25 protein-coding genes are annotated in these 25,054 nt (G+C 71.1%); 15 read left to right on the top strand and 10 right to left on the bottom strand.

The features are described 5' to 3' along the window. Nucleotides 1-27: 27 nt before the first annotated feature. The 6 genes from BLT28_RS08990 (at nucleotide 28) to BLT28_RS08965 (ending at nucleotide 5,125) form a co-directional block, all read left to right on the top strand. Nucleotides 28-273, top strand: coding sequence for a hypothetical protein (locus tag BLT28_RS08990; protein ID WP_030431691.1), 246 nt, complete (start codon nucleotides 28-30; stop codon nucleotides 271-273). A 137-nt stretch (nucleotides 274-410) separates the two neighbouring features. After that, complete coding sequence (locus tag BLT28_RS08985; protein WP_030431692.1) at nucleotides 411-695, top strand: hypothetical protein; 285 nt, start codon at nucleotides 411-413, stop codon at nucleotides 693-695. A gap of 27 nt (nucleotides 696-722) precedes the next feature. Further along, nucleotides 723-1,019 carry a hypothetical protein gene (locus tag BLT28_RS08980; protein WP_030431693.1) on the top strand — a complete coding sequence of 99 codons (297 nt, stop codon included), beginning with the start codon at nucleotides 723-725 and terminating at the stop codon, nucleotides 1,017-1,019. A 100-nt stretch (nucleotides 1,020-1,119) separates the two neighbouring features. After that, a complete protein-coding gene (locus BLT28_RS08975) occupies nucleotides 1,120-2,355 on the top strand; it encodes an SLC13 family permease (RefSeq protein ID WP_030431694.1) in 1,236 nt (411 codons plus the stop codon). 13 nt (nucleotides 2,356-2,368) lie between these two features. Beyond that, entirely contained in the window at nucleotides 2,369-3,823 is a 1,455-nt protein-coding gene (locus tag BLT28_RS08970) for an acyl-CoA synthetase (protein WP_231950696.1), read from the top strand. Beyond that, the gene (locus BLT28_RS08965) at nucleotides 3,824-5,125 is read left to right on the top strand and encodes a carboxyl transferase domain-containing protein (protein WP_030431696.1); all 1,302 of its coding nucleotides are present in this window, start codon (nucleotides 3,824-3,826) and stop codon (nucleotides 5,123-5,125) included. It begins immediately after the preceding gene. Here the strand turns inward: BLT28_RS08965 and BLT28_RS08960 are convergent. Beyond that, nucleotides 5,107-6,870 carry an elongation factor G gene (locus BLT28_RS08960; RefSeq protein WP_030431697.1) on the bottom strand — a complete coding sequence of 588 codons (1,764 nt, stop codon included), beginning with the start codon at nucleotides 6,868-6,870 and terminating at the stop codon, nucleotides 5,107-5,109. The two genes, BLT28_RS08965 and BLT28_RS08960, sit on opposite strands and share 19 nt — an antisense overlap. A 157-nt stretch (nucleotides 6,871-7,027) precedes the next feature. Between BLT28_RS08960 and BLT28_RS08955 the strand changes: the two genes are divergently transcribed. Beyond that, the gene (locus BLT28_RS08955) at nucleotides 7,028-7,765 is read left to right on the top strand and encodes a VOC family protein (RefSeq protein ID WP_030431698.1); all 738 of its coding nucleotides are present in this window, start codon (nucleotides 7,028-7,030) and stop codon (nucleotides 7,763-7,765) included. On the opposite strand, the gene BLT28_RS08950 is transcribed toward BLT28_RS08955, so the two are convergent. From BLT28_RS08950 to BLT28_RS08940, 3 genes are read right to left on the bottom strand one after another with little or no spacing between them, the layout of a single operon-like run. Beyond that, nucleotides 7,752-8,912 carry an MFS transporter gene (locus tag BLT28_RS08950; protein ID WP_030431699.1) on the bottom strand — a complete coding sequence of 387 codons (1,161 nt, stop codon included), beginning with the start codon at nucleotides 8,910-8,912 and terminating at the stop codon, nucleotides 7,752-7,754. The two genes, BLT28_RS08955 and BLT28_RS08950, sit on opposite strands and share 14 nt — an antisense overlap. A 54-nt stretch (nucleotides 8,913-8,966) precedes the next feature. Beyond that, entirely contained in the window at nucleotides 8,967-9,545 is a 579-nt protein-coding gene (locus BLT28_RS08945) for a TetR/AcrR family transcriptional regulator (RefSeq protein ID WP_030431700.1), read from the bottom strand. A 32-nt stretch (nucleotides 9,546-9,577) separates the two neighbouring features. Then, the gene (locus BLT28_RS08940) at nucleotides 9,578-10,027 is read right to left on the bottom strand and encodes a MarR family winged helix-turn-helix transcriptional regulator (protein ID WP_030431701.1); all 450 of its coding nucleotides are present in this window, start codon (nucleotides 10,025-10,027) and stop codon (nucleotides 9,578-9,580) included. Between the two features lie 122 nt (nucleotides 10,028-10,149). On the opposite strand from BLT28_RS08940, the gene BLT28_RS08935 reads away from it, so the two are divergent. From BLT28_RS08935 to BLT28_RS08925, 3 genes are read left to right on the top strand one after another with little or no spacing between them, the layout of a single operon-like run. Next, nucleotides 10,150-11,217, top strand: a complete 1,068-nt coding sequence (locus BLT28_RS08935; RefSeq protein ID WP_030431702.1) for an alkene reductase — start codon at nucleotides 10,150-10,152, stop codon at nucleotides 11,215-11,217. A 57-nt stretch (nucleotides 11,218-11,274) separates the two neighbouring features. Next, a complete protein-coding gene (locus tag BLT28_RS08930; protein ID WP_030431703.1) occupies nucleotides 11,275-11,556 on the top strand; it encodes a metal-sensitive transcriptional regulator in 282 nt (93 codons plus the stop codon). A gap of 22 nt (nucleotides 11,557-11,578) precedes the next feature. Further along, nucleotides 11,579-12,970 carry an ATP-binding protein gene (locus BLT28_RS08925; RefSeq protein WP_030431704.1) on the top strand — a complete coding sequence of 464 codons (1,392 nt, stop codon included), beginning with the start codon at nucleotides 11,579-11,581 and terminating at the stop codon, nucleotides 12,968-12,970. A 7-nt stretch (nucleotides 12,971-12,977) separates the two neighbouring features. On the opposite strand, the gene BLT28_RS08920 is transcribed toward BLT28_RS08925, so the two are convergent. After that, on the bottom strand, nucleotides 12,978-14,198 hold the full coding sequence (locus tag BLT28_RS08920) for an exonuclease domain-containing protein (RefSeq protein ID WP_052407762.1): 1,221 nt from the start codon (nucleotides 14,196-14,198) through the stop codon (nucleotides 12,978-12,980). Between the two features lie 151 nt (nucleotides 14,199-14,349). Between BLT28_RS08920 and BLT28_RS08915 the strand changes: the two genes are divergently transcribed. The 5 genes from BLT28_RS08915 (at nucleotide 14,350) to BLT28_RS08895 (ending at nucleotide 21,049) form a co-directional block, all read left to right on the top strand. Continuing rightward, a complete protein-coding gene (locus tag BLT28_RS08915; RefSeq protein WP_043813024.1) occupies nucleotides 14,350-14,523 on the top strand; it encodes a CsbD family protein in 174 nt (57 codons plus the stop codon). Between the two features lie 127 nt (nucleotides 14,524-14,650). After that, nucleotides 14,651-15,160 carry a DinB family protein gene (locus BLT28_RS08910; RefSeq protein ID WP_030431706.1) on the top strand — a complete coding sequence of 170 codons (510 nt, stop codon included), beginning with the start codon at nucleotides 14,651-14,653 and terminating at the stop codon, nucleotides 15,158-15,160. 122 nt (nucleotides 15,161-15,282) lie between these two features. Beyond that, nucleotides 15,283-15,609 (top strand): hypothetical protein, encoded by a 327-nt coding sequence (locus BLT28_RS08905; RefSeq protein ID WP_030431707.1) that lies wholly within the window; start codon nucleotides 15,283-15,285, stop codon nucleotides 15,607-15,609. A 101-nt stretch (nucleotides 15,610-15,710) separates the two neighbouring features. Further along, nucleotides 15,711-18,296 (top strand): helix-turn-helix transcriptional regulator, encoded by a 2,586-nt coding sequence (locus BLT28_RS08900; protein ID WP_083383696.1) that lies wholly within the window; start codon nucleotides 15,711-15,713, stop codon nucleotides 18,294-18,296. After that, nucleotides 18,293-21,049 (top strand): ATP-binding protein, encoded by a 2,757-nt coding sequence (locus BLT28_RS08895; RefSeq protein ID WP_030431709.1) that lies wholly within the window; start codon nucleotides 18,293-18,295, stop codon nucleotides 21,047-21,049. Before BLT28_RS08900 ends, BLT28_RS08895 begins: the two co-directional genes overlap by 4 nt. On the opposite strand, the gene BLT28_RS08890 is transcribed toward BLT28_RS08895, so the two are convergent. The 5 genes from BLT28_RS08890 to BLT28_RS08870 all read right to left on the bottom strand — a co-directional run bounded on the left by BLT28_RS08890 (nucleotide 21,004) and on the right by BLT28_RS08870 (nucleotide 24,978). After that, nucleotides 21,004-21,456: a hypothetical protein gene (locus BLT28_RS08890; protein ID WP_030431710.1), complete on the bottom strand. Its 453-nt coding sequence runs from the start codon at nucleotides 21,454-21,456 to the stop codon at nucleotides 21,004-21,006. The genes BLT28_RS08895 and BLT28_RS08890 overlap by 46 nt on opposite strands. A 142-nt stretch (nucleotides 21,457-21,598) precedes the next feature. Continuing rightward, a complete protein-coding gene (locus BLT28_RS08885; RefSeq protein WP_030431711.1) occupies nucleotides 21,599-22,828 on the bottom strand; it encodes a hypothetical protein in 1,230 nt (409 codons plus the stop codon). Next, nucleotides 22,825-23,577, bottom strand: coding sequence for an ABC transporter ATP-binding protein (locus tag BLT28_RS08880; protein ID WP_030431712.1), 753 nt, complete (start codon nucleotides 23,575-23,577; stop codon nucleotides 22,825-22,827). The genes BLT28_RS08885 and BLT28_RS08880 overlap by 4 nt, the downstream gene beginning before the upstream one ends. Nucleotides 23,578-23,584: 7 nt before the next feature. After that, a complete protein-coding gene (locus BLT28_RS08875; protein ID WP_030431713.1) occupies nucleotides 23,585-24,430 on the bottom strand; it encodes a zf-HC2 domain-containing protein in 846 nt (281 codons plus the stop codon). Then, nucleotides 24,427-24,978, bottom strand: a complete 552-nt coding sequence (locus BLT28_RS08870) for an RNA polymerase sigma factor (RefSeq protein WP_030431714.1) — start codon at nucleotides 24,976-24,978, stop codon at nucleotides 24,427-24,429. Before BLT28_RS08870 ends, BLT28_RS08875 begins: the two co-directional genes overlap by 4 nt. Nucleotides 24,979-25,054: the final 76 nt, after the last annotated feature.

The raw sequence follows: 25,054 nt of genomic DNA, 5'->3' as shown, positions 1-25,054 counted from the left end.
TCGCGTGTTTGCCTGCTCGTCGGTGCCGTGGTCGCCGGCACGGCGACCGTCGGTGGCTCCGCGACCGCCGCCGGCTGCTACATCAAGACCAAGCAGGAAAACCCCGTCTTCAGGGCCAGTGACCTCACAGAGGAGTACAAGCTCAAGAAGGGGGCGGAGCGGGACTCCGCGTGCGCGGCCGAGGACCACGAGATGGCCAGGAACGTGGTGTACCTCAAGGGCCGGGAGCACCTCGTCTCCAAGGGCCACGTCACCATCCACCACCGCGGGTGACCCCCTTGTGAATTCAAGACTCCACATCGGGGAAAACGCTCCGGCTCTCGCCGAATAGCGAAGCCCATTCAAATCACGATTGTGCATACTGCCGTTACGGGGTCGACGTGGTCCCGGTATCTGTTTGAGAGGAAGTCATGCGCGTTTCCCTGATCGCCGCCGCCGTCGTCGCGGCCGTCCTCAGCTCCGGTGGTGCCGCCGTCGCGGCCGAGTCGCAGGCCGCGGGCAAGCAGAGCCTGTGCTTCGTGGTGGCCAAGCGGGACACCCCCATTCGCGACACCGTCACCGGGGCGAAGGTCGGCACGCTGAAGAAGGGCAAGTCACGCGATTCCGCCTGCAAGGCGGTCGAGGGCTACGTGAACCTCAAGGGTGACATCGACATGGTGAAGGCGTCCGACGTCAGCATCAACGCCCGGGTCTGAGTGACCTTCGCTCCACGAGAGGAAGTCGTGCGCGTTTCCCTCATCGCCGCCGTGGTGTTCGCGGCCGGTGTCTCCACCGGTGGCACCGCGGTCGCCGAGACCACCGCGGCCCCTGCCGCCAAGGCGTCGTGCTCGGTCGTCGCCCTGTACAACGGCATGAACGTCTACGACAAGTCGAACAAGCCGGTCGAAACGCTGGCCCGGGGCGCGAGGCGCAGTTCCTCGTGCACCAAGACGACCTACGACAGCAGGTCGGTGGTCTTCCTGGCCGGCGGCCGCACCTACGTCCGGCTTTCGGAGTTCAGGCTCGACCACGGGGCCTGACCACGGCTCCTGACCTCGCGCCCGGCGCCCCCGGACCTTGACACCGGTCCGGGGGCGCGCGGATATTGGCTGAGCCAATCAGCCAATCCGGGAGCCGCCGATGTCACCCGAGCTGATCTCCATCCTCGTCCTGGCGCTGGTCTTCGCGCTGGCCACGACGCTGTCGGTGAACATGGGCGGCCTGGGCTTCGCTGCCGCGTTCCTCGTCGGCACCACGGTCGGCGGCCTCACCGCGGAGAAGGTGCTCGACGGGTTCCCCGGCGACATCTTCGTGGTCCTGGTCGGTGTGACCTACCTCTTCGCGATCGCCCGCGCCAACGGCACGGTGGACCGGCTGGTCGACCTCGCCGTCCGCGTGGTCGGCGGACGGATCGCGGTCATCCCGTGGGTGATGTTCGGCGTCACCGGACTGCTCACCGCCATCGGCGCGGTCAGCCCGGCCGCGGTCGCCATCATCGCGCCGATCGCGCTCAACCTGGCCAACCGCTACGGCATCAACCAGCTGCTCATGGGCGCGCTCGTGGTGCACGGCGCGCAGGCGGGCGGGTTCTCGCCGATCAGCGTCTACGGCGCGATCGTCAACGGAGTCGTCGAGCGCAACCACCTGCCGCAGAACGAGATCGCGCTCTTCCTGGCCAGTCTCGTGGCGAACGCCGTGATCGCCGCGATCGTGTTCGTCGTCTTCGGCGGCCTCAAGCTCGGCCGTGCGGACAAGGAGACGGAAGACGCGGGGCCGCGTGAGCGGATCACCTTCCACCAGGTCCTCACGCTGCTCGGCCTCACCACGCTCGTGGTGCTGACCCTGGTCTTCGACCTCAACGTCGGTCTCGTCGCGATCACCATCGCCGTGGTGCTCGGCGTGGCGTCGCCGAAGACCAACGCGCAGGCGGTCAACCAGATCACCTGGCCGACGGTGCTGCTGATCTGCGGCGTGCTCACCTACGTCTCGGTGCTGCAGCAGATGGGCGCCGTCACCTACGTCGGCAACGCCGTGCGGGATGTGGGATCACCCACGCTCGCCGTGCTCCTGCTGCTGTTCATCGGCGCGATCGTCTCGGCGCTGGCGTCCTCGGTCGGCGTGCTCGGCGCGACGATCCCGCTCGCGGTCCCGCTGCTCACCGTGGGTCACATCGACCCGGTCAGCATGGTGGCCGCGCTCGCGGTCGCCGCCACCGTCGTCGACGTCAGCCCGTTCTCCACCAACGGCGCCATCGTGCTGGCCAACGCCCGCGATGTTGACCGCGACGCGTTCTTCAAGCAGCTTCTGCGGTACGGGGCGTTCATCGTGGCAGTCGCCCCGGTCGCGTTGTGGGCTGTTCTCGCAGTCATCGGATGAGAGAGGACCAGGGGTGGACACACCGTTGTTCCCGGCACTGTCGGAACCGACCGGGCGCGAGGCGATCCGCTTCGGCGACCGCGCGCTGACCTACCGCGAACTCGCGGCAGTGGCCGGGCGACTCGCGGGCGAACTCTCCGGGACGAGCCGCGTCGCGGTGTGGGCGACGCCGAGCATCGAGACCTGCGTCGGCGTGGTCGCCGCGCTGCTCGCGGGCGTTCCCGCGGTCCCGATCAACCCCAAGATCGGCGAGCGGGAGCTGGCGCACATCCTCGGCGACAGCGCCCCCGGCCTGGTCCTGAGCGCCCCCGGAACCGCGCTGCCCGAGGGCTTCGGCGGGATCGGGCGCATCGAGGTCGGGCTGGACGTGCCCGCGACCGCGCCGAAGAGCCTGCCCGAGCCGGACCCCGAGACGCCCGCGCTGATCATCTACACCTCCGGCACCACCGGCGCGCCGAAGGGCGTCGTGCTGCCCCGGCGCTCGATCTCCAGCAACCTGGACAGCCTGGCCACGGCGTGGGAGTGGACCGGCGAGGACGTGCTCGTGCACGGGCTACCGCTGTTCCACGTGCACGGGCTCGGCATCGGCGTGCTCGGACCGCTGCGCCTCGGCGGGACCCTGCACCACCTCGGCTCGTTCTCCACCGCCGGGATCGGCGCCGAACTCGGCGGCCCGGCCACCATGATGTTCGGCGTCCCCACCATGTACAGCCGCCTGGTCGCCGACGCCGAGGCCGATCCCGAGCTGGCCAAGGCCATCGGCAGGGCGCGGCTGCTGGTCTCCGGGTCCGCGCCGCTGCCCGCGAGCGTGCACCAGCGGATCGCCGAGGCCACCGGACAGCTCGTCGTGGAGCGCTACGGCATGTCGGAGACGCTGATGAACTGCTCCGTGCGCGCGGCGGGCGAGCGCCGCCCCGGAACGGTCGGCCCGCCGGTCGACGGCGTCGACGTGCGGCTCGTCGACGAGTCCGGCGCACCGATCGAGGGCGAGGACGACGAGACGGTCGGCGAGATCGAGGTCCGCGGCCCCAACCTGTTCCTGGAATACCTCAACCGCCCCGACGCGACCGCGGAAGCCTTTCGCGACGGGTGGTTCCGCACCGGCGACGTGGCGACCCGCGGCAAGGACGGCTACATCCGCATCGTCGGCCGCCGCGCCATCGACCTGATCAAGACCGGTGGCTACAAGGTCGGCGCGGGCGAGGTGGAGAACGCGCTGCTGGAGCACCCGGGCGTCGCGGAGGTCGCGGTCACCGGCGAACCCGACGACGACCTCGGCGAGCGGATCGTGGCGTGGGTGGTGCCCAGCGGCGAGGCACCGAGCCCTCAGGAGCTGGCCGACCACGTGGCCCGCCTGCTCACCCCGCACAAGCGCCCGCGCGTCGTGCACTTCCTGGACGGCCTGCCCCGCAACGACATGGGCAAGGTCATGAAGAAGGCCCTCTCCACCACGGCACCGGGGAGCTGAATGGACCCGCGCAGCGCCCGTGACGTGCTCCGGCTCGTCGCCGAGTCCTTCTCCGGGTTCGGCGAGGCCGGCACCGGCGTCTCCGATCCGCTGGGCTGGCCCGGCTACCCGGAGAAGCAACGCGAGCTGGACATGCCCGAATCCGTCCTCTGTGGACAGGGGCGGGTCCGCGGCATCGACTGCGCGCTGATCGCTTTCGACTTCCGGTACTTCGGCGGCTCCCTCGGCTCGCGCACCGGAGACCTCCTCGTGCGGGCCTTCGACGAAGCGGTGCGGCGACGACTGCCTGTGGTCTCGCTCGTCGCCTCCGGGGGAAGCCGGATGCAGGAGGGCATGCTCGCCCTGCTGCAGATGCAGCGCATCGCGGGCGCGGCGGCCCGGCTCCGAGCCGCCGAGTTGCCGCACGTCACCGTGCTGCGCGACCCCGTCGCGGGCGGCGCGTGGGCGTCGCTGGCCAGCAGCGCTGACGTCGTCTTCGCAGTACCCGACGCGACGGTGTGCTTCGCCGGAGCGCGCGTGCGGGGTGGCTCCGACGACACAGAAGCCTTCACCAGCAACGGAAAGCTCGCGCTGGGACAGGTCCACCGGCTCGTGGAGCTGGAGGAGGTCGGCGCCACGCTGGCGGCGCTGCTTCCCTTGCTGAAGCCGACCTCCGCCGAAGCTCCCGACGTGCCGGACGCGCTCGGCCACGCGGACCTCCCCGAAAGCGGAGCAGAAGCGGTGCGGCGCGCACGGGCCGCCGAACGTCCCCGGGCTGATGCCTACCTGGACGACTACTTCGACAACCGCCTCCCGTTGAGCAGCGCCGATCCCGGGATGCTCTGCGGCTTCGGCAGCCGCCACGGGAACGCCATCGCCTACGCCGCCCAGGCCGGAACCGCGAACAGCCCGGCCGGATTCCGCGCCGCGGCACGCCTCGTGCGGCTGGCAGATCGACTGCGCCTGCCGATCCTGACACTGGTCGACACCCCCGGAGCCGCCCACGACGCGCAGGCCGAACGCGACGGGATCGGCCCCGCCATCGCCGAGCTGTTCACCGCGGTCGCCGACGCGAGCGTGCCGATCACGACGCTCGTCATCGGCGAGGGCGGCTCCGGCGGAGCACTGGCGCTGACCTCGCACACGCGCGTGTGGATCACCCCGGACGCCTACTTCTCCGTCATCGCACCGGAGTCGGCCAACGCGATCCTCAAACGCGAGCCCGCCGAACTCGGCGCGACCATCGACCAGCTCCGCCTACGCCCACAGGACCTCCTGGAACTCGGTGTCGTGCACGGGATCGCTCAACGCAGCGGCGCGTAACGGTCGAACTCGGCCTCCAGCACGCCCTCGCCACGGGTCAACCCGGGCAGGAGCTGCTGGAACTCGTGCACTCCGCCCGCAGGGATCTCCCCGTCCAGCACACAGACCGGCCCACTGAGCACGGGCGCGAGCGGCACCCCGCGCAGCTTCGCCAACGCCGTCGCGACCGCGCCCAGCGCGTCGGAGGGGATCTCCAGCCGGAGGCGGTGGATCGGCTCCAGCACCTCCGTGCCCGCCCGCCTCAACGCCTCCGTCAGCACGATCGGCGTCAGACCCCGGAAATCGCCCGCCGTGCTCGACATGCTCTTGTCAAAGGTGCCGTGCGCATGGCTCTGCCGAGCCCAGTAGCCGGAGTGCGTCATCGTGACCGCGCAATCCCGGACTTCCGCCCGGCACAAGGCAGATCTCGCCGACTCCTCGACCGCACGGAAGAACGAGTACGGCATCGAACCCAGCTCGACTTCGAGGTGGAACTCCACGCCGGTCCCGGGCTCCACGCGCAATCCGACCGTGGCGAGGAACGGGTTGGAGCCGGTGCCGATGAACTCCACCGCCGCCCCGACCCCGACCGGACGCTCGATGTGGATCGTCGTGGTCTCGCGGAAGGCCACGTCGATGCCGTAGTCGGTGGCCAGCGTCGCCTGGATGACCTCCTTCTGCACCTCGCCGTAGAGCGACACGCGGAAATCGTCACGCAGGTTGATCAGCGGGTCCTGCTCGGCGAGCTGGGTGAGCGCGGCGTGCAGCCCGCCCCGGTGGGCCGGATTCCGGGGCTCCACAACGGCCTCCAGAGTCGGGGGAGCGAAGTGGTGCCGTGCACGGGCACCGGGGAGTCCGACCGCGTCACCGATCCGGGCCTTCGACAGGCCCAGCACCCCGCCGATCCGCCCCGCGCTCAGCTCACCGCCGCCGAAGGTGTGCAGCGCCGTGACCTTCCCCGCGTCGAAGCGGTCCCGAGGCCGGATCGTCCCGGAGAACATCCGGACGTAGGCGAGCTTTTCGCCGTTGGGCATGCGGTCGACCTTGAACACCGTGCCGGAGACCGGCCCGCCCGCATCGCCTTCTTTGGCGGGCAACCACTCCACGATCCCGCTGATCAGCTCGTCCACTCCGGCGCCGGTGATCGCCGAACCGAAGAACACCGGGTGCACCAGTGCTCGCTCGGTCTGCTCGGCCAGCGCCGCCCGCAGATCGGCAGGTGGGACCACGCCGTCCACATAGGACTTGAGAAGCGCGTCGTCGTGCTCGGCCAGCACTTCGGCCAGCCTGTCCGTGTCGTCGGGCGCGGCGAGGGAGGGCGTCAGCTTCTCGGTGATCGCCCGTACCGTCCGCTCCGCGTCGGCGTTGGGCCGGTCCATCTTGTTCACGAAGACGATCGTGGGAATGCGCAGGCGCCGCAACGTCCGCATCAGCACGCGGGTCTGCGCCTGCACCCCCTCCACCGCCGAGACCACCAGCACCGCGCCGTCGAGCACGTTCAGCACGCGCTCGACCTCGGCGATGAAGTCCGGGTGGCCAGGGGTGTCGATGAGGTTCACGGTGACGTCGCCGACGACGAACGAGGCCACCGCCGACTTGATCGTGATCCCGCGTTGCCTTTCCAGGGCAAGGGAATCGGTCTGCGTGTCGCCGTCGTCGACGCTGCCGAGGTGGTCGATGGCCCCGGCGGCGTGCAGCAGCCGCTCGGTCAGGCTGGTCTTACCGGCGTCGACGTGGGCGAGCACGCCCAGGTTCAGAGTGCGCACCAAGCTCCATGTCCTTCGGGTGGTCAACAGTTCCCTTGGGGAAGGACACGGGAGCTGGCATGTGGATCGCCTCCTCGGCTCGCGACTGGGCGCGGGCACTGAAGCACCGCGCGAAACACGGGTGCAACCGAATTAGCCCGGCCATAGGATCCGCCGCATGGCAACGAGGCTGGTTCAGATCGCGATGAACGCCCGGGACGACTCCGCCGTCGGCCGGTTCTGGGCGAACGTGCTCGGCTGGGAGCTCTCCAGCGAAGGCCCCGGCGTGACCAACCTCGAACCGAAGGACTTCGTCTATCCCGACCCGGTCGCCATCTGCATCGACATCCTCGCCGTCCCGGAACCCAAGACGGTCAGGAACCGCGTCCACATCGACCTCGCCACCACCTCGGCGGCCCACCAGGCAGAGCTGGTCGGGCGCGTGAAGGACCTCGGCGCCACCGACCTCGACATCGGCCAGGGCGACGTCCCGTGGACCGTCCTCGCCGACCCGGAGGGCAACGAGTTCTGCGTCCTGGAGCCTCGCGAGATCTACCGGGACACCGGACCGATCGCCGCGGTGGTCGTCGACAGCACCGACCCGCGGACGCTGGCCCGCTTCTGGGACGAGGCGATGGACTGGACTCTGCACGAGGTGGGCGACGACCTCGCGCGGCTGCGCTCCGCGAAGGGCGTCGGCCCGTACCTGGAGTTCGTGCGCACGCCGGATCTGAAGACCGTGAAGAACCGCACCCACCTCGACCTGCGGCCCTACCCCGGTGACGACCACCGGGCCGAGGCGGCCAGGCTGCGCGCGCTCGGCGCCTCCGACGTCGACGTCGGCCAGGGTGACGTCCCGTGGACGTGCCTGGCCGACGTGGAAGGCAACGAGTTCTGCGTCCTCACCCCACGCTGACCGGCAGCCGCTCCGGCGCGCCGGACCTCGCCGCGATGAGGCTGACCAGGCCGAGGACCGCGAACGACGCGCCCACCCACAGCGGCGAGGTCAGGCTCAACCCGGCGCTGATGCCCAGGCCGCCCGCCCAGGACCCGAGCCCGATGCCGAAAGAGATCACCGAGGTGTGCACGGTGTTCACCAGCGGGCGGCCATCGGCGACGCGCATGACCCGCACTCCGAGCGCCGGAACCATCGACACCCCCACGAGGCCGAGCACGACCACGGCGACCACGGTCATCGGCCGGCTCCCCGCGAACAGCGCGAACCCCGCCAGCGTCACCACGAGCGCCCCCAACCCGAAGGTCAGGATCGGCGTCGCGTGCCGGTCGGCGAAGCGGCCGACCACCGTGTTGCCCACGACCGTCGCCGCGCCGTACGCGGTGAGCAGCACGGGCACGACAGCGGGGGAGAAGCCGCTGACCTCGATGAAGATCGGCGAGAAGTAGCTGAACGCGGCGAACACCCCGCCCACGAGCAGTCCACTGGTCGCATAAGCGGCCCAGAGCCTGCCGTTGCGCAGCGCCGCGAGCTCGTCGCGCAGGCTCATCCCTTCAGGGCGCGCGCCGGACGGCACGACACGGAAGACCACGAGCCCGGCCACCAGGGTCGCCAGCGCCACCGCCCAGAAGCTCGCGCGCCAGCCGTAGAGCTGGTCCACCAGCGTCGTCGCGGGCAGGCCGAGCACCGTGCCGAACATGACGCCGCCCAGCACGACGGCTGAAGCGCGGCCGCGGCGCTGCGGGCCGACCAGCTCGACCGCGACGGCGATGGCCACGCCGAAGAACGCCGACGAGGCGACACCGGTGATCACCCGCGCCACCAGCATCACGGCGTAGCCCGTGGCGATCGCGCCCAATGCTTGGCCGACCAGGAAAACCCCGATCAGCACCAACAACGCCCGCTTGCGCGGCATCCGCAGCAGGCCGACCGCGAGCACCGGTCCGCCGACCACCATCGCTGCGGCGAAGGCCGAGATGAGGTAGCCGATCGCGGCTACCGACACCGCGAACTCCGCCGCCAGCGACGGCATCAGCCCGGACACCATGAACTCGCTCGTGGTCATCGCGAAGATCCCGAGACCCAGGACGTAGACGGCGAACGGCATGACGAGATCCCCAGTTCTGGAATGTGCAGTACAAAAGTCGGGCAGGGAAAAGGATCAGAGGGCGGACAGGGTGCCCTCGATGACGTCGAGCAGGGCGGCGCGGTCGTCGGTGACCTTGCCGAGGACGCGCAGGCCGTAGTAGGCGCTCTGGAAGAACCGCGCGGCCTGCAGGGGTGATCGCTCGGTTGACAGCTCGCCGGTGCTCTGCCCGACGGCCATCAGGTGGCAGATCGTCTGTTCCAGGCGCACGAACTGCTTGTGCGCCAGCTCGGCGATCTCGGAGGTGCGGCCGCTCGCGTCCACCGCGGCGTTGATGGCCAGGCAGCCCTTGCGCTCCGGATCGGCCATGTCCACGTCGACGCACCAGACCATCAGCGCGCGCAAGCGCTCCTTCACCGAGCCAGGACGCTCCAGGATCTCCAGCTGTCCCTGCGGTCCGACGACGGAGTAGCGGCGCAGCGCGGCCTCGTAGAGCCCGCGCTTGCTACCGAAGGCGTTGTAGAGGCTGCCGCGCCCCAGGCCGGTGCTGTCGCAGAGGTCCTGGGTCGTGGTCGCCTCGTAGCCCTTGCGCCAGAACACCTCCATCGCCGCGTCCACCGCGGCGGTGTCGTCGAACTCCCTGGGCCTGCCCACGGGAGGAGACTAAGCGATTTTGTAACGACCAGTCAACAATGGTCGGGGGAGCCGGAGTTCCTGGCGAACTCGCAGAGGTTGCCGCCCACGCGCTCCAGTGCGGAGGTCAGCGCGGCGACCTCCTCCTCGCTGAGCCCGTTGAGGGTGATCTTCTCCAGTTCCTCCCACGCGGCGAGCACGCGGTCCCGCAGTGCGAGCCCCGCCTGGGTCGGGTGGACGTCCCACGCCCGGCCGTCGATCTCGCAGCGGCTGCGCCGCACGAAACCCGCGTGCTCCAGGCGCTGCACCATCCTGGTCAGGGTCGAGGCGTCCACGTCGAGGACTTCGGAAAGATCGCCCTGGCGCTGGCTCCCGTGGTCCCAGAGGTGCATCATCAGCAGCTCCTGCCCCGCGTGCAGCCCCGCGTCGCGCAGCAGCTGGCCCGCCGCGGTGCGGTGCAGCCGGCTCGCCCGGATGAGCAGGTTGCCGATCGAACTGGTCACGTGACGCCTCTTTTCCTGGTTGGCCACAATATTACGTGTGTCCCAGGTCACCGCCCTGATCGGAATGTGGCTGCCCGGCAGTTAGTTGGTCGGACAAGTAACCGGATGCGAAGGAGCGGGACATGACCACGGCGTTCGATCCGATCGACCTCGCGGGCACGAAGCTGGCAAACCGCATCGCCATGGCGCCGATGACCAGGAGCCGGGCGGGCGAGGGCGGGGTGCCCACCGAGACCATGGCCACCTACTACGAGCAGCGCGCCACCGCGGGCCTGATCATCAGCGAGGCCGTCCAGCCGTCCGTGATCGGCCAGGGCTATCCCGCCACACCCGGCCTGCACAGCGACGAGCAGGTCGAGGGCTGGCGCCGCGTCACCGACACCGTCCACGCCGCGGGCGGACGGATCTACGCGCAGATCATGCACTCCGGCCGCATCGGCCACCCGAGCCTGCTGCCGGGCGATCTCATCCCCACCGGTCCCTCCGCCATCGCCGCCCAGGGCCAGGTGTTCACCGGCACCGGCCTGCACGACTTCGTCACGCCGAAAGAGCTGACCGAGGCCGAGATCCACCAGACCATCGCCGACTTCGCCAACGCCGCGCGCAACGCGATCGCGGCCGGGTTCGACGGCGTGGAACTGCACGGGGCCAACGGCTACCTGATCCAGCAGTTCCTCTCCAGCAACGCCAACGTCCGCACCGACGGATGGGGCACGACCACCGAGGGGCGAATCCGCTTCGCGGTCGAGGTCGTGCAGGCGGTCGTGGCGGCCATCGGCGCCGAGCGCACCGCTCTGCGCATCTCCCCGGCGGGCACCTACAACGACATCGTCGAGGACTCCCACCGCGAGGTCTACACCGCGCTGGTCGACGCGATCGAGCCGCTCGGCCTGTCCTACCTGCACATCGCCGAGGGCACCGACCGGGAACTGACACTGCGGCTGCGCGAGCGCTTCAGCGGCGTGCTCGTGCTGAACCCGTTCACCGAGGGCCGCCCCACCGACCACTCCGAACTGCACCTGGTCGAAAGCGGTGTCGCGGACATCCTCGCCTTCGGCGCGCAGTTCCTCGCCAACCCCGACCTGCCGGCCCGGCTCGCCTCCCGCGGCCCGTACAACGCGCCCGACCCGAGCTCCTTCTACGGCGGCGACACCAGGGGCTACACCGACTACCCGGTCCTGTCGGCCTGACCCCTCGTCCAGGCCCGCCGCGAGTGCTCTGGGCCTTCGAGTCGGTAACCTAGGGATATGCGGGGATACACCGAGGGCAAAGACGGCTACCTCAAGCGGTTGCGCCGGATCGAGGGCCAGATCCGCGGCCTGCAACGGATGGTCGACAACGACGAGTACTGCATCGACATCCTCACCCAGATCTCCGCGGCGACCAAGGCGCTGCAGGCGGTCTCCCTCGGCCTGCTCGACGAGCACCTCAAGCACTGCGTGAGCCAGGCGATCGCCGATGGCGGGGACGGCGCGGACGCCAAGATCCGCGAGGCCAGCGACGCGATCGCCCGCCTCGTCCGTTCCTGATCCACGGGGTAGCGTCGCGGGCGTGACGAGTCAGCCCACCGCGCGCACCCTGGGCGAGCTGAAGAGCTCCGGCTACCAGCCCCGCGATGTCAAGACCGAGATCCGGCACAACCTGCTCGCCGCGCTCCGCGGCGGGGAAAGGGTGTGGTCCGGGATCGTCGGGTTCGACCACTCCGTGCTGCCGCAGCTCGAACGCGCGCTGCTGGCCGGGCACGACGTGGTGCTGCTCGGCGAGCGCGGGCAGGGCAAGACGCGGCTGCTGCGCTCACTGGTGGCGTTGCTGGACGAGTGGACGCCGGTGATCGACGGTGCCGAGCTGCCGGAGGACCCGTTCGACCCGATCACCCCGGCCTCGCGGCGGCGGGCCGCGGAGCTGGGCGACCGGCTGCCCGTGGCGTGGGTGCACCGCGACCAGCGGTACGCGGAGAAGCTGGCCACGCCGGACACCAGCGTCGGTGACCTGGTCGGCGACGTGGACCCGGTGAAGGTGGCGGAGGGCCGCAGCCTCGGCGATCCCGAGACCATCCACTTCGGACTGGTCCCGCGCGCCCACCGGGGCATCATCGCGATCAACGAGCTGCCCGACCTGGCCGAGCGCATCCAGGTGGCGCTGCTGAACGTGATGGAGGAACGCGACATCCAGGTGCGCGGGTACACGCTGCGGCTGCCGCTGGACGTGCTGCTGGTGGCCACGGCCAACCCGGAGGACTACACGAACCGGGGACGGATCATCACCCCGCTGAAGGACCGCTTCGGGGCGGAGATCCGCACCCACTACCCGCTGGAGATCGCCGACGAGGTCGCCATGGTGCGCCAGGAGGCCCAGCTGGCGGCCGAGGTCGGGGAGCACCTGCTGGAGGTCGTCGCCCGATTCGTGCGGCACCTGCGCGAGTCCAACGGCGTCGACCAGCGCTCGGGTGTCTCCGCGCGGTTCGCCATCGCGGCGGCGGAAACCGTTGCCGCGGCGGCATTGCGGCGGGCGGCGCTGACCGAGGAGTGGCCCGCGGTCGCGCGCACGGTCGACCTGGAGTCCGTGGTTCCCGTGCTGCGCGGAAAGCTCGAGTTCGAGGCCGGTGTCGAAGGACCGGAGAGCGTCGAGCTGTTGACCCATCTGCTGCGGCGCGCGGTGGCCGACACCGGGCGGTCGCTGCTGGCCGGAGTCGACCTGTCTCCCCTCGCCGCGGCGGTGTCCAACGGACAGTCGGTCACCACGGGCGAGCGCGTGCCCGCGGCCGATGTGCTCAAGGCGCTGCCGGAGCTGCCTGTGCTTGTCGAGGTTGCGAAGCGTCTTGGCGTGGAAACGAACGACCCCGTTGGTCGGGTCGCGGGAGCAGTGGAGTTCGCCCTGGAGCTGCTGTACCTGACCAGGCGGCTCGGCAAGCAGTCCGCGAACGGTCAGGCCACCTACACCTGAGCCGCGGTCACCAGTCGTCGCGGCTGAGCGCGGCGAGGAGGCGGTGGAACGCGGCCTCGGTGATCACCGGGATGCCGCGCTCGCGTGCCTGGCGGGCTTTGACCGACAGGGTGTCGGCGTCGGCGGCCACCACCAGCCGCGTCCGGCCGCTGACGTGGTCAGGGCGCACCACGAGCCCGGCCCGGAGCGCGCGCTCCTCCCACTCCTCGCGGGGCAGCACCGTGTCACCGGTGAACACCACCCGGTCACCGCGTTGCAGCCGGAAACCCTTGCGCGCAGGCGTTTTCGACGCGCTCAGGGCCTGGGTCACGGCGTCGTCGGGCAGGCCGAGGATCGCCGCGACGTCGCGCAGTTCGGCGCGTTCGGACTCGCCGACCCAGCCGTCGCGCCGGGCCGCCGCGGCGAGGGCTTCCAGGTACCCCAGGTGCAGCCGCTCCACGGTCGGGCGGTCCAGGCCCAGCGACGCGGCGACCGCGATCAGCTCGTCCTGCTCGCTCAGCGACACGTAGCGGTCCAGCATGGCCTTGTCGAGCACGGCCAGGTACGGCTCGGCGCCCTCGGGCTCGTGCACCCGCGGCAGCTTGTCGACCAGCCGCGCCAGGAAGTGCTCTGTCTCGGCACCCGCGACCGCGCGCCGCACCGGCCGCCGCACCGGCTCCTCGAACGGCGGCCACTCCCGGCCCGCGGCACCGGTGAGCAGGTGGGCCCACGGCTCGGGGCGCCCGCACCGCGTGAGGTACACGGCGAGCAGCCCGGCCGCGGCGTGCGCGTCGTGCAGCGCTGAGTGCGCGTGGTCCAGCGTCACCCCCGCGACACGGCAGCAGGTGGCCAGCGACCGCGACGGCGAGTCCAGGTAGGTCTCGGCCAGCGCCATCGTGCACAGCCCGCTCTCCAGCTCCAGCGGCGCGCCGACGCCGACGCGGTCGAACTCCGCGGTGAGGAAACCCAGGTCGAAGGCGAGGTTGTGGGCGACGACGACCCGCCCGGTCAGCCGCGCGGCCAGCTCGCCCGCGATCTGGCCGAAGGTCGGGGCCCTGCGGACCTCGGCGGCGGTGATCCGGTGGATGCGCTGCGGGCCTAGGTCGCGCATCGGGTTGAGAAGGGTGCACCACTCGCCGGTCACCGCGCCGTCCACGTCGAGGTGCACCACCGCGACCTCGACGACCCGGTGGTGCATGCCGGGGAGCAGGCCGGTGGTCTCGACGTCGACGACGGCGTAACCGTTCATGATTCTCATGTGTACCCGGGGAAGCTTTCCGTTCCGTCACAACGGGAAGTGCTTCAGGCAACTACCCGGGCAAGATTTTTTCCCGGGTACCGCGTTTGGCGGTGTCGCTGCCGGGAACCCGATGCTCGACACCAAGACCAACGGAGGCGAGATGAGCGACTCGGACAAGGTCGAGAACAAGGCCGAAGAGCTCAAGGGCAAGGCCAAGGAGAAGGTCGGTGACGCCACCGACAACGAGCAGTGGCAGGCCGAAGGCAAGGGTGAGCAGGTCAAGGCGAACCTGAAGCAGGCAGGCGAAAAGGTGAAGGATGCCTTCCGCGGGTGACGGGATGACCCTCCGCTCCCTGTCCCCGTGACGAAATGAGAATGGCCCGGCGTAGCAGGGGCGCCGGGCCATTCTCCTGCCCGCAAAACCACTTCGCCTCCGGCGGGAGGTCACGTAGCGTCCGCGCATGACCCACCGGAAGCGCCCCGCCTTCACCGCGGACGAGCGGACCCAGCTCATCGGCTGGCTGGACATGCAACGCGAGATCATCCAGTGGAAGTGCGAGGGAGTCTCGGACTCCGACGCCCACCGCGCGGTCCTGCCGTCCTCGCCGCACATGACGATGGCCGGGCTGCTCGCGCACCTCCGCTGGGTCGAGCAGACCTGGTTCGAGGTGATGCTGCTGGATGCTCCCGCGGACGGTCCGCAGTTCGATCCGGACGACTCCGATGCCGACATGAAGGTGGACGGCATTCCGCTCGCGCGGCTGCTGGCGGAGTACGAAACGCAATGGCGGAAGTCCAACGAGATCGTGGCCCGGCATTCCCTCGACGACATCGGCAGGAACCGCGACTGGGCGGTCGGGCGGGCCTCCGTGCGGTGGATCCTGTTGCACATGATCGAGGAGACCGCGCGGCACGCCGGGCACATGGACGCCATTCGGGAACTGCTCGACGGAGCGACCGGGTATTACTGACCGCCACCCATTCGGCCCCGGACGAAACAAGATCGCAAGAATCCGATGCGGCTTGGCCGCCCGCTCGGCGGCATGTCAACCTGCGAACGCAGCATTCCGTTTCGGGAAAGGGCGTTCTCAGCATGCGCACGTACTCCGCCTTCGCCGCCGCGACCGTCATCGCGGCCGGATTGGTCACCACCTTCACCGGGGTGGCCTCGGCCGCCGGTTCCTGTGCCTCCGTCGCGAACGCCGTCGCCGGCGTCCAGGTCGAGACCGTCCGCGGCAAGGACTGGGTGTGCCGCGGCAAGGGCGGCCAGGTCAACTACACCGGTGATGGCGCGGTGACCGCGTGCTGGGGCAAGGACGGCTACCGCCCGCAGCTCTACAACGGCACCAAGAAGATCGCCTGCCCGGCCCGCGGCAAGGAAGTCAAGAACTGGACCGGCTTCAAGGTCGTCAAGGCCTGATCGGCTGGTTTCCCGGGCCCTCAGCGCGGGTACCTGCGGGGTCGTGGTCAGGCCACCAGCGCGGGCCTGACCACGACCCCGCCTGCGGATAGGGTCGGCGCGTGAGCGTTGTCGGCCGGGAGAACGAGATCGCCGAAGTCCTCGGCCTGACGAGTGGGACGCTCGTCGTGTCGGGCGATCCCGGGGCGGGCAAGAGCACGCTCCTCGACCTGGCCGCCGAGGCGCACTCCGGCCGGGTGCTGCGGGTGGCCGGCGGCGAGAACGAGGCCAACCTGCCCTTCGCCGCACTGCACCAGCTCGTCCGCCCGATGCTCGCCGAGGCCGGGGAGCTGCCGCCGCGGCAACGCGCCGCGCTGCTCGGGGCCTTCGGGATCGGCGACGAGGAGGCTCCCGACCGGCTGCTGATCAACGTCGCGGTGCTGACGCTGCTGTCCGGGCACGCCGAGCGGGAGCCCGTGCTCGTCGTGGTCGACGACGCGCAGTGGCTCGACGGCGGCTCGCTGGACGCGTTGATGTTCTTGGCTCGCCGCATCGAGGACGAGCCGTTGGCGATCCTCGTGGGCACGCGTGATGACTCCGTCTTCGCCGGCTTCCGCCGCTGCGCGCTCGCCCCGCTGGATCGAGCGGCGGCGAACCGGCTCCTCGACGCACAACCGCGAAGCCCGCAGGGCCGGGAACGCGTGCGCATCCTCGACCAGGCGGCGGGGAACCCGTTGGCGCTGGTCGAGCTGGCGCGCACCGAGGGCGCCGACCAGGACGTGCTGCCGCTGACCGACCGGCTCGAACGGATCTTCGCCGCGCACCTCGACGAGCTGCCCGAGCCGACGCGTGCGGCTCTGTTGCTGGTGGCCGTCGACACCGCGGACCTGCTCGGCGCCCGCTACGCCGCCGATCTCGCCCCTGCCGAGCTGGCCGGGCTCATCAAGATCACCCAAGGGCGGGTGCGGTTCCGGCATCCCCTGGTGCGGTCGGCGATCCAGCACGCCGCGCCGATGGAGCAGCGCATCCGCGCCCACCGCACGCTCGCCGAGCTGCTGCGTGAGGAGCCCGACCGCCGCGCCTGGCACCTCGCCGCCGCCAGCACCGGGCCGGACGAGGATGTCGCCGCAGCACTGGAGAGCACAGCTCGCCGAGCCCGCCAACGCGGCGGATATGCGGCCGCGGCAACGGCTTTGGAGCGCGCGGCCGAGCTGAGCCCTGACCGTGCGGCACGGGCGAGGCGGCTCGTGCGAGCGGCGGACATGGCCGCGCTGACCGGCCACGCGCGGTGGGTGGAACAGCTCGCGACGCAGGCCAGCTCGTTGACCGACGACCCGGACCTGCGCGCGCGAGCGGCGCTGCGCCTCGGCCAGGTGCTGACGATGACCATCCGCTTCCCGGCTGCCTACGAGCTGTTGATGCGGACCGCCGACGACGCCGCACCGGCTCTGGCGAAGCAAGCGCTGGCATCGGCGGCGTCGATCGTCTTCTACGCGGGCTCCGACCAGTGGCGCAGGCAGGTCCGCGAGCACTCCGCCGCCGACGATCCGCTGATCTCCGCGGTGACCGACCCGCACGAGAACCGCTCCGAGCTGGTCGCGGTGCTGCCTGAGTTGGTCGACGCGGCCAACGGGAATCCGCGCGCGCTGAACACGCTCGGTGTGATGGCGTGGATGCTCGACGAGAACGCCACCGCGATGCGCATCTACGACGACGCCCTGCACCGGCTGCGCGCGGCGGGTGACCTGCCGGACGGCCTCGGGTGCTCGGCGAGCTGGGCCTACCTCGACGGCGGCCGGTGGGCTCAGGCCAGGCAGACCGGGACGAGTTCGGTGTCCTCAGTGGACGAGGCGGACATGCCGCACCTCGTCGCGGGCACCTACACCCTGGAGGCGGTGGCCAGCGCGCTGTCGGGCAACGCCGCCGAGGCAAGGGAACTCGCCCTGCGCGCATTGTCCATAGTGGACCCTCAAGACAGCAGGGCGATCAGCACGCGCGCGCGGTGCGCGCTGGGCATGGCCGCGGTCGTCGACGGCGACCACGAAGCCGCCTACGAGCAGTTCCGGCAGCTGTTCACCGCAGAGGGCGATCCTGTGCACTACCACTGCTCCTACCCGGGTATCGGCGAACTGGCCGCAGCCGCGGTGCGGATCGGCAGGCACCAGGAAGCGGCCGAGGTCGTCGAGCGCGCGGCGAAGCGGCTCGAAGGGCGGTTCTCAGCCCGCACCAGCGCTCTGGTCAGCCGGGCGCGGGCGCTGCTGGCCGAGCCGGAGGAGGCCGAGTCGCACTTCGAGGCCGCGCTGGCCGACCCGGCGGGGGAGCAGTGGCCGTTCGAACGGGCCCAGATCCTGCTGGACTACGCGGAGTGGTTGCGGCGCAGACGAAGGATCACCGAAGCCCGGCCCAAGCTGAACGCGGCGATGGAGATCTTCCAGCGGCTGGGGGCACGACCGTGGATCGACCGAGCCCAGGGTGAACTCCGCGCCGCGGGCATCGAGGGCAACGCCCAGCCGAGCGCGCTGTCAGAGCTCTCCCCGCAGCAGCAGACGATCGTGCGCATGGCCGCCCGAGGGTTGACCAACAAGGAGATCGGCGAGCGGCTGTTCCTGTCGCCGCGAACGGTGAGTTCGCACCTCTACCGCAGTTTCCCCAAGCTCGGCATCACCGCGCGATCGCAGCTGCGTGACCTGGTCGACGGTGCCGGGTGAGCGGGCTGGTCGGGCGGTTCGACGAGGCAGCCAGGATCGCGGAGACCGTGCGCGCGGGCGGCGGAGTGCTCGTGCTGCGCGGCCCCGCCGGAGTCGGCAAGACCCGCCTCGGACTGGAGGCGTTGAGCCGCGCCGGAGCCGCCGGGTTCCGCACCCTCACCGGCAGCGGACGCCCGCTGGGGCGCGGTCTCGCCTACGCGCCGTGGCTGGAGGCACTGGGGCCCTGCCTGCGGGAGCTGCCGCCGGGCGTGCGCGCGCGGCTGGTGGAGCTGCCCGAGCTGGGCAGGCTGTTCGGCGGGCTGGACCTGCCGCGCCCGGAACCACTGGCCGATCCGGCGCTGGAGCGGTTGCGGCTGTTCGAGGCCGTGTCGCGGTTGCTGGCGCTGCTGGAGCCAGTCGCGATCTTCATCGACGATCTCCAGTGGGCCGACGACACCAGTGTCGAACTCTTCGACTACCTCGCCCGCGGCGCCGCGCGGCACCGCGTCCTGCTCATCGCCGCGCACCGCGCTGACGAGCTGACCACGCGCTTTCCCAGCCTGGACGTGGACACCCTGGACGGCGACGGGAGCACGGCGCTGCTGCGCGAACTCCTCGACGGCGGCGATCCTCCGCCCGCGCTCGTCGAGCTGGCCCGGGCTCGCGCCGGTGGCCTGCCGCTGTACCTGGTCGAACTCGTCGGTCAGCTCCGCGCGGACGGCTCCTTGACGCGCAGCGGAGGCGCTTGGGTGCTCAAGACGACGTCCGAGCCGACGACCCCGCAGCAGGTCCGCGATGTCGTCGCGGCCCGCCTCGGCACACTCAGCCGTCATGAGCGCGTGCTGCTCGAAGTCATCGCGGTCGCGGGCGAAGCCGCCACGCACGGCGTGGTCCACGCGGTCTCGGGGTTGGACGAGGACTCGGTGATCACCGCGGTGCTGGCCGGGCGGGATCGGGGGCTGATCGCCGAGGACGTGCTGGCAGGAGAAGTCCGCTACCGGCCGTCGCATCCCATGTACGGCGAGGTCGCTTACGCCGAGCTGGCCGCCGTGCGCCGTCAGCAGCTGCACCTGGGAGTCGCGGAGGCGTTGGGGGACAACGACGTCGAACTCCTCGCCAAGCACGTGCGCGGCGCGGGCGCGCTGGCCGATCAACACCGTGCGCTGGCGGTCTGCCGAGCCGCGGGCGAGCACGCGCTGGAGCTGCGCGCGGGTGACGCGGCCGTGCAGCACCTGGTCGCCGCGCTCGGCCTGGCCAACCGCCTCGCCCGCGCCGATCTCGTGCCCGATCTGCGGGAGCGGCTGGCGTTGGCCTACGACCTGGCCGGGCGATCGGGGGAGGCGGCCGACGCGTGGCGGGCCGCGGCGCGAGCGGCCACCGACGGCGCCCGCCGGAGCCACTGCCTGCGCCGCGTCGCCCTGCTGGCGTGGGACAACGGGGACTTCGCCGCCGCGATGTCCACTTTGGACACCGCGGCGGACGCGCTGCCCGTGGACGCCGCACCCGAGGACCGGCTGCGACTGCACGAGACGCGGATCAGCCTCCAGTCCCGGGCGAGCCTGGTCGCCGAAATGATCAAGTCCAGGGCCGAGGTCGCCGCGCTGCCCGGCGCACGGGCGACGGCGCTGACGGAGATGATCGACACCGTCGCACTGCTCGCCGCCGCCGACTACCGGGGCGCGCACGCCGCGGCGACCAGGGCGATCGAGCGCGCGGGCGAGACCGGGGACCCGGTGCTGCTGGAGTTCGTGTCGCGGCCGATCGTGCTGATCGACATGCTGGTCTTCGGCGTCGACGCCGCCCGCGCCTCCGCCGAGCGGGGCCTGCGCGCGGCCAAGGCGTCCGGGGTGCCCGCACTGGAGAGCTCCTCGCGGTTCTCGCTGATCGTCGCCGACTACTTCGGCGGGCACTGGCGCCGCGCGAAGGCCGCGGCCGCCGAGCTGATCGCCTTCGGTCACCGCGTCGACCAGCCACGGATGATCACGGTCGGCCTGGCCAGCCGGGCGTTGATCGCCGCGGGCGCGGGCCGCCGGGCGGAAGCAGCCGCGCTGCTCAAGGAGGCGAGCGCCGGTTACACCGCGGGCGAGCGGGTGGACGCGCGCGTGCGGCAGCTGGTCGGCTGCGTGCGGGTGCTGATGGCCCGGCAGTCCGGCGATCACACCACGGCCGTCGCCGTCGCCGAGGAGCTGGCCGCTCCGGACGCCACGACCTTCCCGCCATATGGCCTGGTCCTGCTGGGTGACGCACTTCGCGACGCGGGCGACGAGCCGGGCGCACTGGCCGCCGCGGAGCGCCTGGTGCGGCTCGCGCCGGGGTCGCCGTTCCTCGCCGCCTACGCGGCCCGGCTGCGCGGGGACTTCGCGGAGGCGGTCGCGCGCTTCCAGGAGGCCGGAATGCGGATCGAGGCCGCGCACGTCCGGCTCGACCTCGCGGAGTCGGTCGAGGACCTGCGCTCCGTGCTGGAGCTGGCCGAGGCCGAGGACGTCGGCCCGCTGGCCGATCGTGCCCGGAAAGCCTTGCGCACGAAGGGAGTCCGCACTCCCGTCGGACGTGAACGACCGAGCGGGACGCTCACCCGGCGCGAGGTGGAGGTGGCCCGGCTCGTAGCGGAGGGCCTGTCGAACGCCGAGATCGCCGAGCGGCTGTTCCTGAGTCGCCGCACGGTGACCACTCATCTCCAGCACGCCTACGCGCGACTCGGCGTGTCCTCACGCGCGGCGCTGACGCACTACGTGATGGAGAACGGCCTGCTGGACTCTCCGACCACCGGGTAGAGCACCGCGCCGGTCAGCCACACCGCCCACGCCGCGGCTGCCGAAGGCCACAACGGCAGTCCCAGCGCCAAGGCGGGCACGGTGTAGACGATGACGGGCAGCCACGCCAGTTTGGGGCCGAGCAGCACCGCGCCGAGCAGCGCCATCCCCACCAGGCCAATCCCGTCGGCCCCGACCGGCATGATCAACAGCGTTGCCACCAGCACGTGGGTCAGCCGCCACCACCGCCACGGCACCGCGGTCGAGCGCTCCAGCACCGGGTCCGCGCCGCCCAGCGCCGGCCCGATCAGCGCCGCCGCGACCACGGTGAGCATCCGCCAGTCGACGAACGCGGCCACCGCGAGCACGACCAACGGGAGCGCCGCTTGCCGCGCCCGGACGTGCAGCATCAGCAGACGTGCGGTCACGGAGCCTCCTCAAGGTCGATGCGTCACAGGCCCGGATCGCGGTCAGGTACTCGCCGGCCCGATGAAGGCCAACGTGCTGCGGAAGTCGCTGGCGAACTCAGCGGGCCGGGGCCGCGCCGATACTCCGCCAGCAGCGCCCTGATCACAGGATCTCCACCACTGCGGAGCTGTCGCACCGGCGCACCGCGTTCAGGTACCGCGCGGTCCACGCGCGCTGCGCCGCGATGTCGAGCCGGTTGAGCCGATCCAGCAGATCCGCCGCACCCGGGACGTCGCTCAGCACAGAACGATCGCCGGTCCACCACGCCGTCACCGCCGCTCGCGGCACGTCGAACTCGACGTGCGCGACACAGCGCGGGCGCAGCACGGCGCTGACCAAGGACTGGTGGTAGTAGATCGACTCGAAGTACATCAGCTCGCCACGCCAGTCCACCCGCATCTCACCGACGTCCAGGTCTTGTCCCGTGCTACGCGGCCGCGCTGAGGTCGGAGCACCCGGAATCCCGGCCACCTTGTCCAGCAACGGTTTCGCCACCGCGGTGATCCTGTCGAGCAGATGCGCTTGCGCCCGGGTCGTGCACACTTGGTCCCGGCACACCAGTTCCAGAGCACGTTGGTCCACGACCACGTAGTCGCTGGCGGTGAACCCGCCGACCACCACGGCAACGCCTGTCGCGATGGCGGCCGGAACCGCCGCGAGCCACTTGCGCCGAGCTGCGACCAGCACGAGCAGCGTCACGGTGCCGACAACGAACCACAGCACCACCACCGCATGCGCGACGGGGCGGGCTTCCCGCGGCAGCCAGTGACCGACGTACGGCAATCCCGGAAAGAGGGCGGACAGCCCGGCCTCGGACCCCTTGGCCAGCTGCGCGATCGTGATGTACGCCGCGACCCCGCCGAGCAATCCGGGCAGCGGAACAGGAACCAGCGCCCCGATCGTGGTGCCGACCGCCGCGATGAAGCCGATGTCCACGACCGTGGCGATCAGCGGCCACCACCAACCGTCAGCCGCGTAAGCCCCACGCCAGGCAACGAGAACAACACCGACCACTAGCGGGACGAGCACGCCCAGCACACCGCCGAGGGTGACCGACGCCCACGACCACGCCACGCGTTGCCACGGCGGGCGGGGCGTCATGCCGAGCAGCTCACACGCTCCACGACGCTGTTCCCGGCTCGCCTGCCACACCGCGAACGCCAGGACGAGCGGTCCCACGACGAACACCGTGGCGCGAATGTCCTCCGCGAGCGTCATCCACGGGCCCGGCCACGGCATGTCCATGCCGTAGACGCTCAACCAGCTGAGCACGGCGGCCGGTGGGGTCAGCGCGATGCCCGCGCCGCGCCGGTACTCCGTGAACAGCCTCAACTGGCCGCCCGGTAGGCACGCAGAACGGTCGTGTAGCCGCGCTCGACCGGGGTGTCTCCGCCGACGTCCGGGTCACCCGCGGCGATCAGCTGCTCGGGCGTCCCCTGGAAGACCCGCCGTCCGCTGTCGAGCAGGGTCACCGCCGTGCACGCCGCGGCCACGTCCTCGATGAGGTGCGTGCTGACGATGACGCAGTTGTCCTTGCCGATGTCGCGAAGCAGCTCGCGGAAGTCCATCCGCTGCTCCGGGTCCAGACCGGTCGTGGGTTCGTCCAGCAGCAGGACCTGGGGCGAGTTGACGATCGCCTGGGCGACGCCGACCCGCCGGAGCATGCCGCCGGAGAGCGTCTTGAGCTTGTCGTCGGCGCGATCGCCGAGGCCGACCCGGTCGATCGCGTTGTCCACCTCGGCGTTGACCAGGCCGCGGGGCACCTCCTTCAGCCATGCGAAGTACTCGACGAACTCCCGCACGGTGAACCTCGGGTAGAAGCCGAAGGTCTGCGGCAGGTACCCGAGACGGCGGCGCACCGACCGCAGTCCCGCGTCCGTGCCCAGCGGATCACCGAGGACGGTGAGCCTGCCCGAACTCGGCCGGTTCACCGTCGCCAGCACGCGCATGAGCGTGGTCTTCCCGGCCCCGTTCGGCCCGAGCAGCCCGTGCACGCCCGTGTCGAAGCCGAGCGTGAGCCGGTCGATCACCGTCCGCCTGCGGTAGCGGAAGGACAGTTCGTGCAGGTCGACCTGCGGCATGGCGGAGTCAGCTCCTGACCGGTTGGGGCATGTGGGTGAACGCGTGGCGGCGCAGCAGCACGGTCACCGACGACAGGACGATCACGGGCAGCCACACCGCGGGCAGCGGCGTCGCGAGCAGGTACGGAACAGAGTCCAGCAGCACCGGCACCAGGCACGCCGCCAGCCACGCGCCGCCGAGCACGAGCGCCGCGTGGCGCAGCTGGATCACGGTCCCCAGCGCCAGGGTGAGCGTGGTCAGCCCGAGACCCGGCAACAGCATCAGCACCGGGGCGCCACGGCCGGTGGCCAGGCCGACCAGCACCGTCGCGGGCACCACCGCGACCAGGACGAGGGCCGTGCGCACGAGCAGCAACCGGAACCCGCCGAGCGCCGCGCTGCCGGTGATCTCGTAGCAGGGGTCCACCCACGGCCCGTAGGACAGCCCGACACCGGCGATCTGCAGCAACGGCGCCACGAGCACCACGTAGGAGCCGTGGTCGAACCACCACCTCGACATGTTGGGGGTCCACGTCGTGAACATCGCCGCGTCCAGCACGCTCGCCGCGACCAGGACCGTCGCCAACGCGAGGAACCAGCTCGTCCGCGTTCCCGGCGCGCCTCGCAGCAACAGGAAGAACTGCCTCAGCCTGCTCGCCGGGGCGCGCTGGGCGGGCAGGTCGAGCGCGATCCGCTCGTGCACGAGCCCGACGGTCGCCGCTGCCGCGGTGCCCGCGCTCGCCCTGGTCAGCGCGGCGCGGCAGTCGGCGCAGGTCACCAGGTGCGCCTCGACGGACCAACTGTCCACATCGGACAGGTCCTCGACGGCGTACGCGACCAAGGTCGGCTCGGGGACGTGCCACTGCCGACTCATGACATTGCCTCCCTCAGGGTTCCGCGTGCCCGGCGGACCCGGGTCTTGACCGTTCCTTCCGGGATGCCCAGCAGCACGGCGGCCTCGCGCGAGGTGAGCCCGTCGAGCACCGTCGCCTGCAGCACCTCGCGCAGTTCGGGGGCCAGCCCCTTCAGCGCCGCGGCCAGCCGCGCGTCGTAGAGCGGCACCATCGCCTCGTCCTCGGCGGAGGGCGTGGTGACCAGGTCCTCGTGGGGCTCGCCGACCGACTCCACGCGGCGGGAACGCCTGCGCACCCCGTCGATCAGCCTGCTGCCGGCGATCGTCCACAACCACCCGGCGACCTCGCCGCGCCCAGCATAGGAGCCGGCCGAACGCCACACTGTGAGGAAGGTGTCCTGCAGCGCCTCGGTGACCAGGTCCTCGTCCCGGGTGCGCCTGCGCAGCCGCAGCGTGATCCAGGTGGCGTGACGGCGGTAGAGCTCGTCGAACGCCGCCCGGTCACCTCGGACGACCCGGCGCAGCAGCACCGCGTCCTCCGCCTTGGTGACGTCGTGTCGATCCCTCACATCAGGTGAGGACGTACGTCGGGGCGACGAGGGATTTCCGCCGGTTACGTACTCCGACCGATGGGCGTGACCAGGC

The sequence above is a fragment of the Allokutzneria albata genome (assembly GCF_900103775.1).
GTDB lineage: Bacteria > Actinomycetota > Actinomycetes > Mycobacteriales > Pseudonocardiaceae > Allokutzneria > Allokutzneria albata.
The sequence above is the reverse complement of the archived record's forward strand: the minus strand, read 5'-3'. Positions and strand labels throughout refer to the sequence as shown.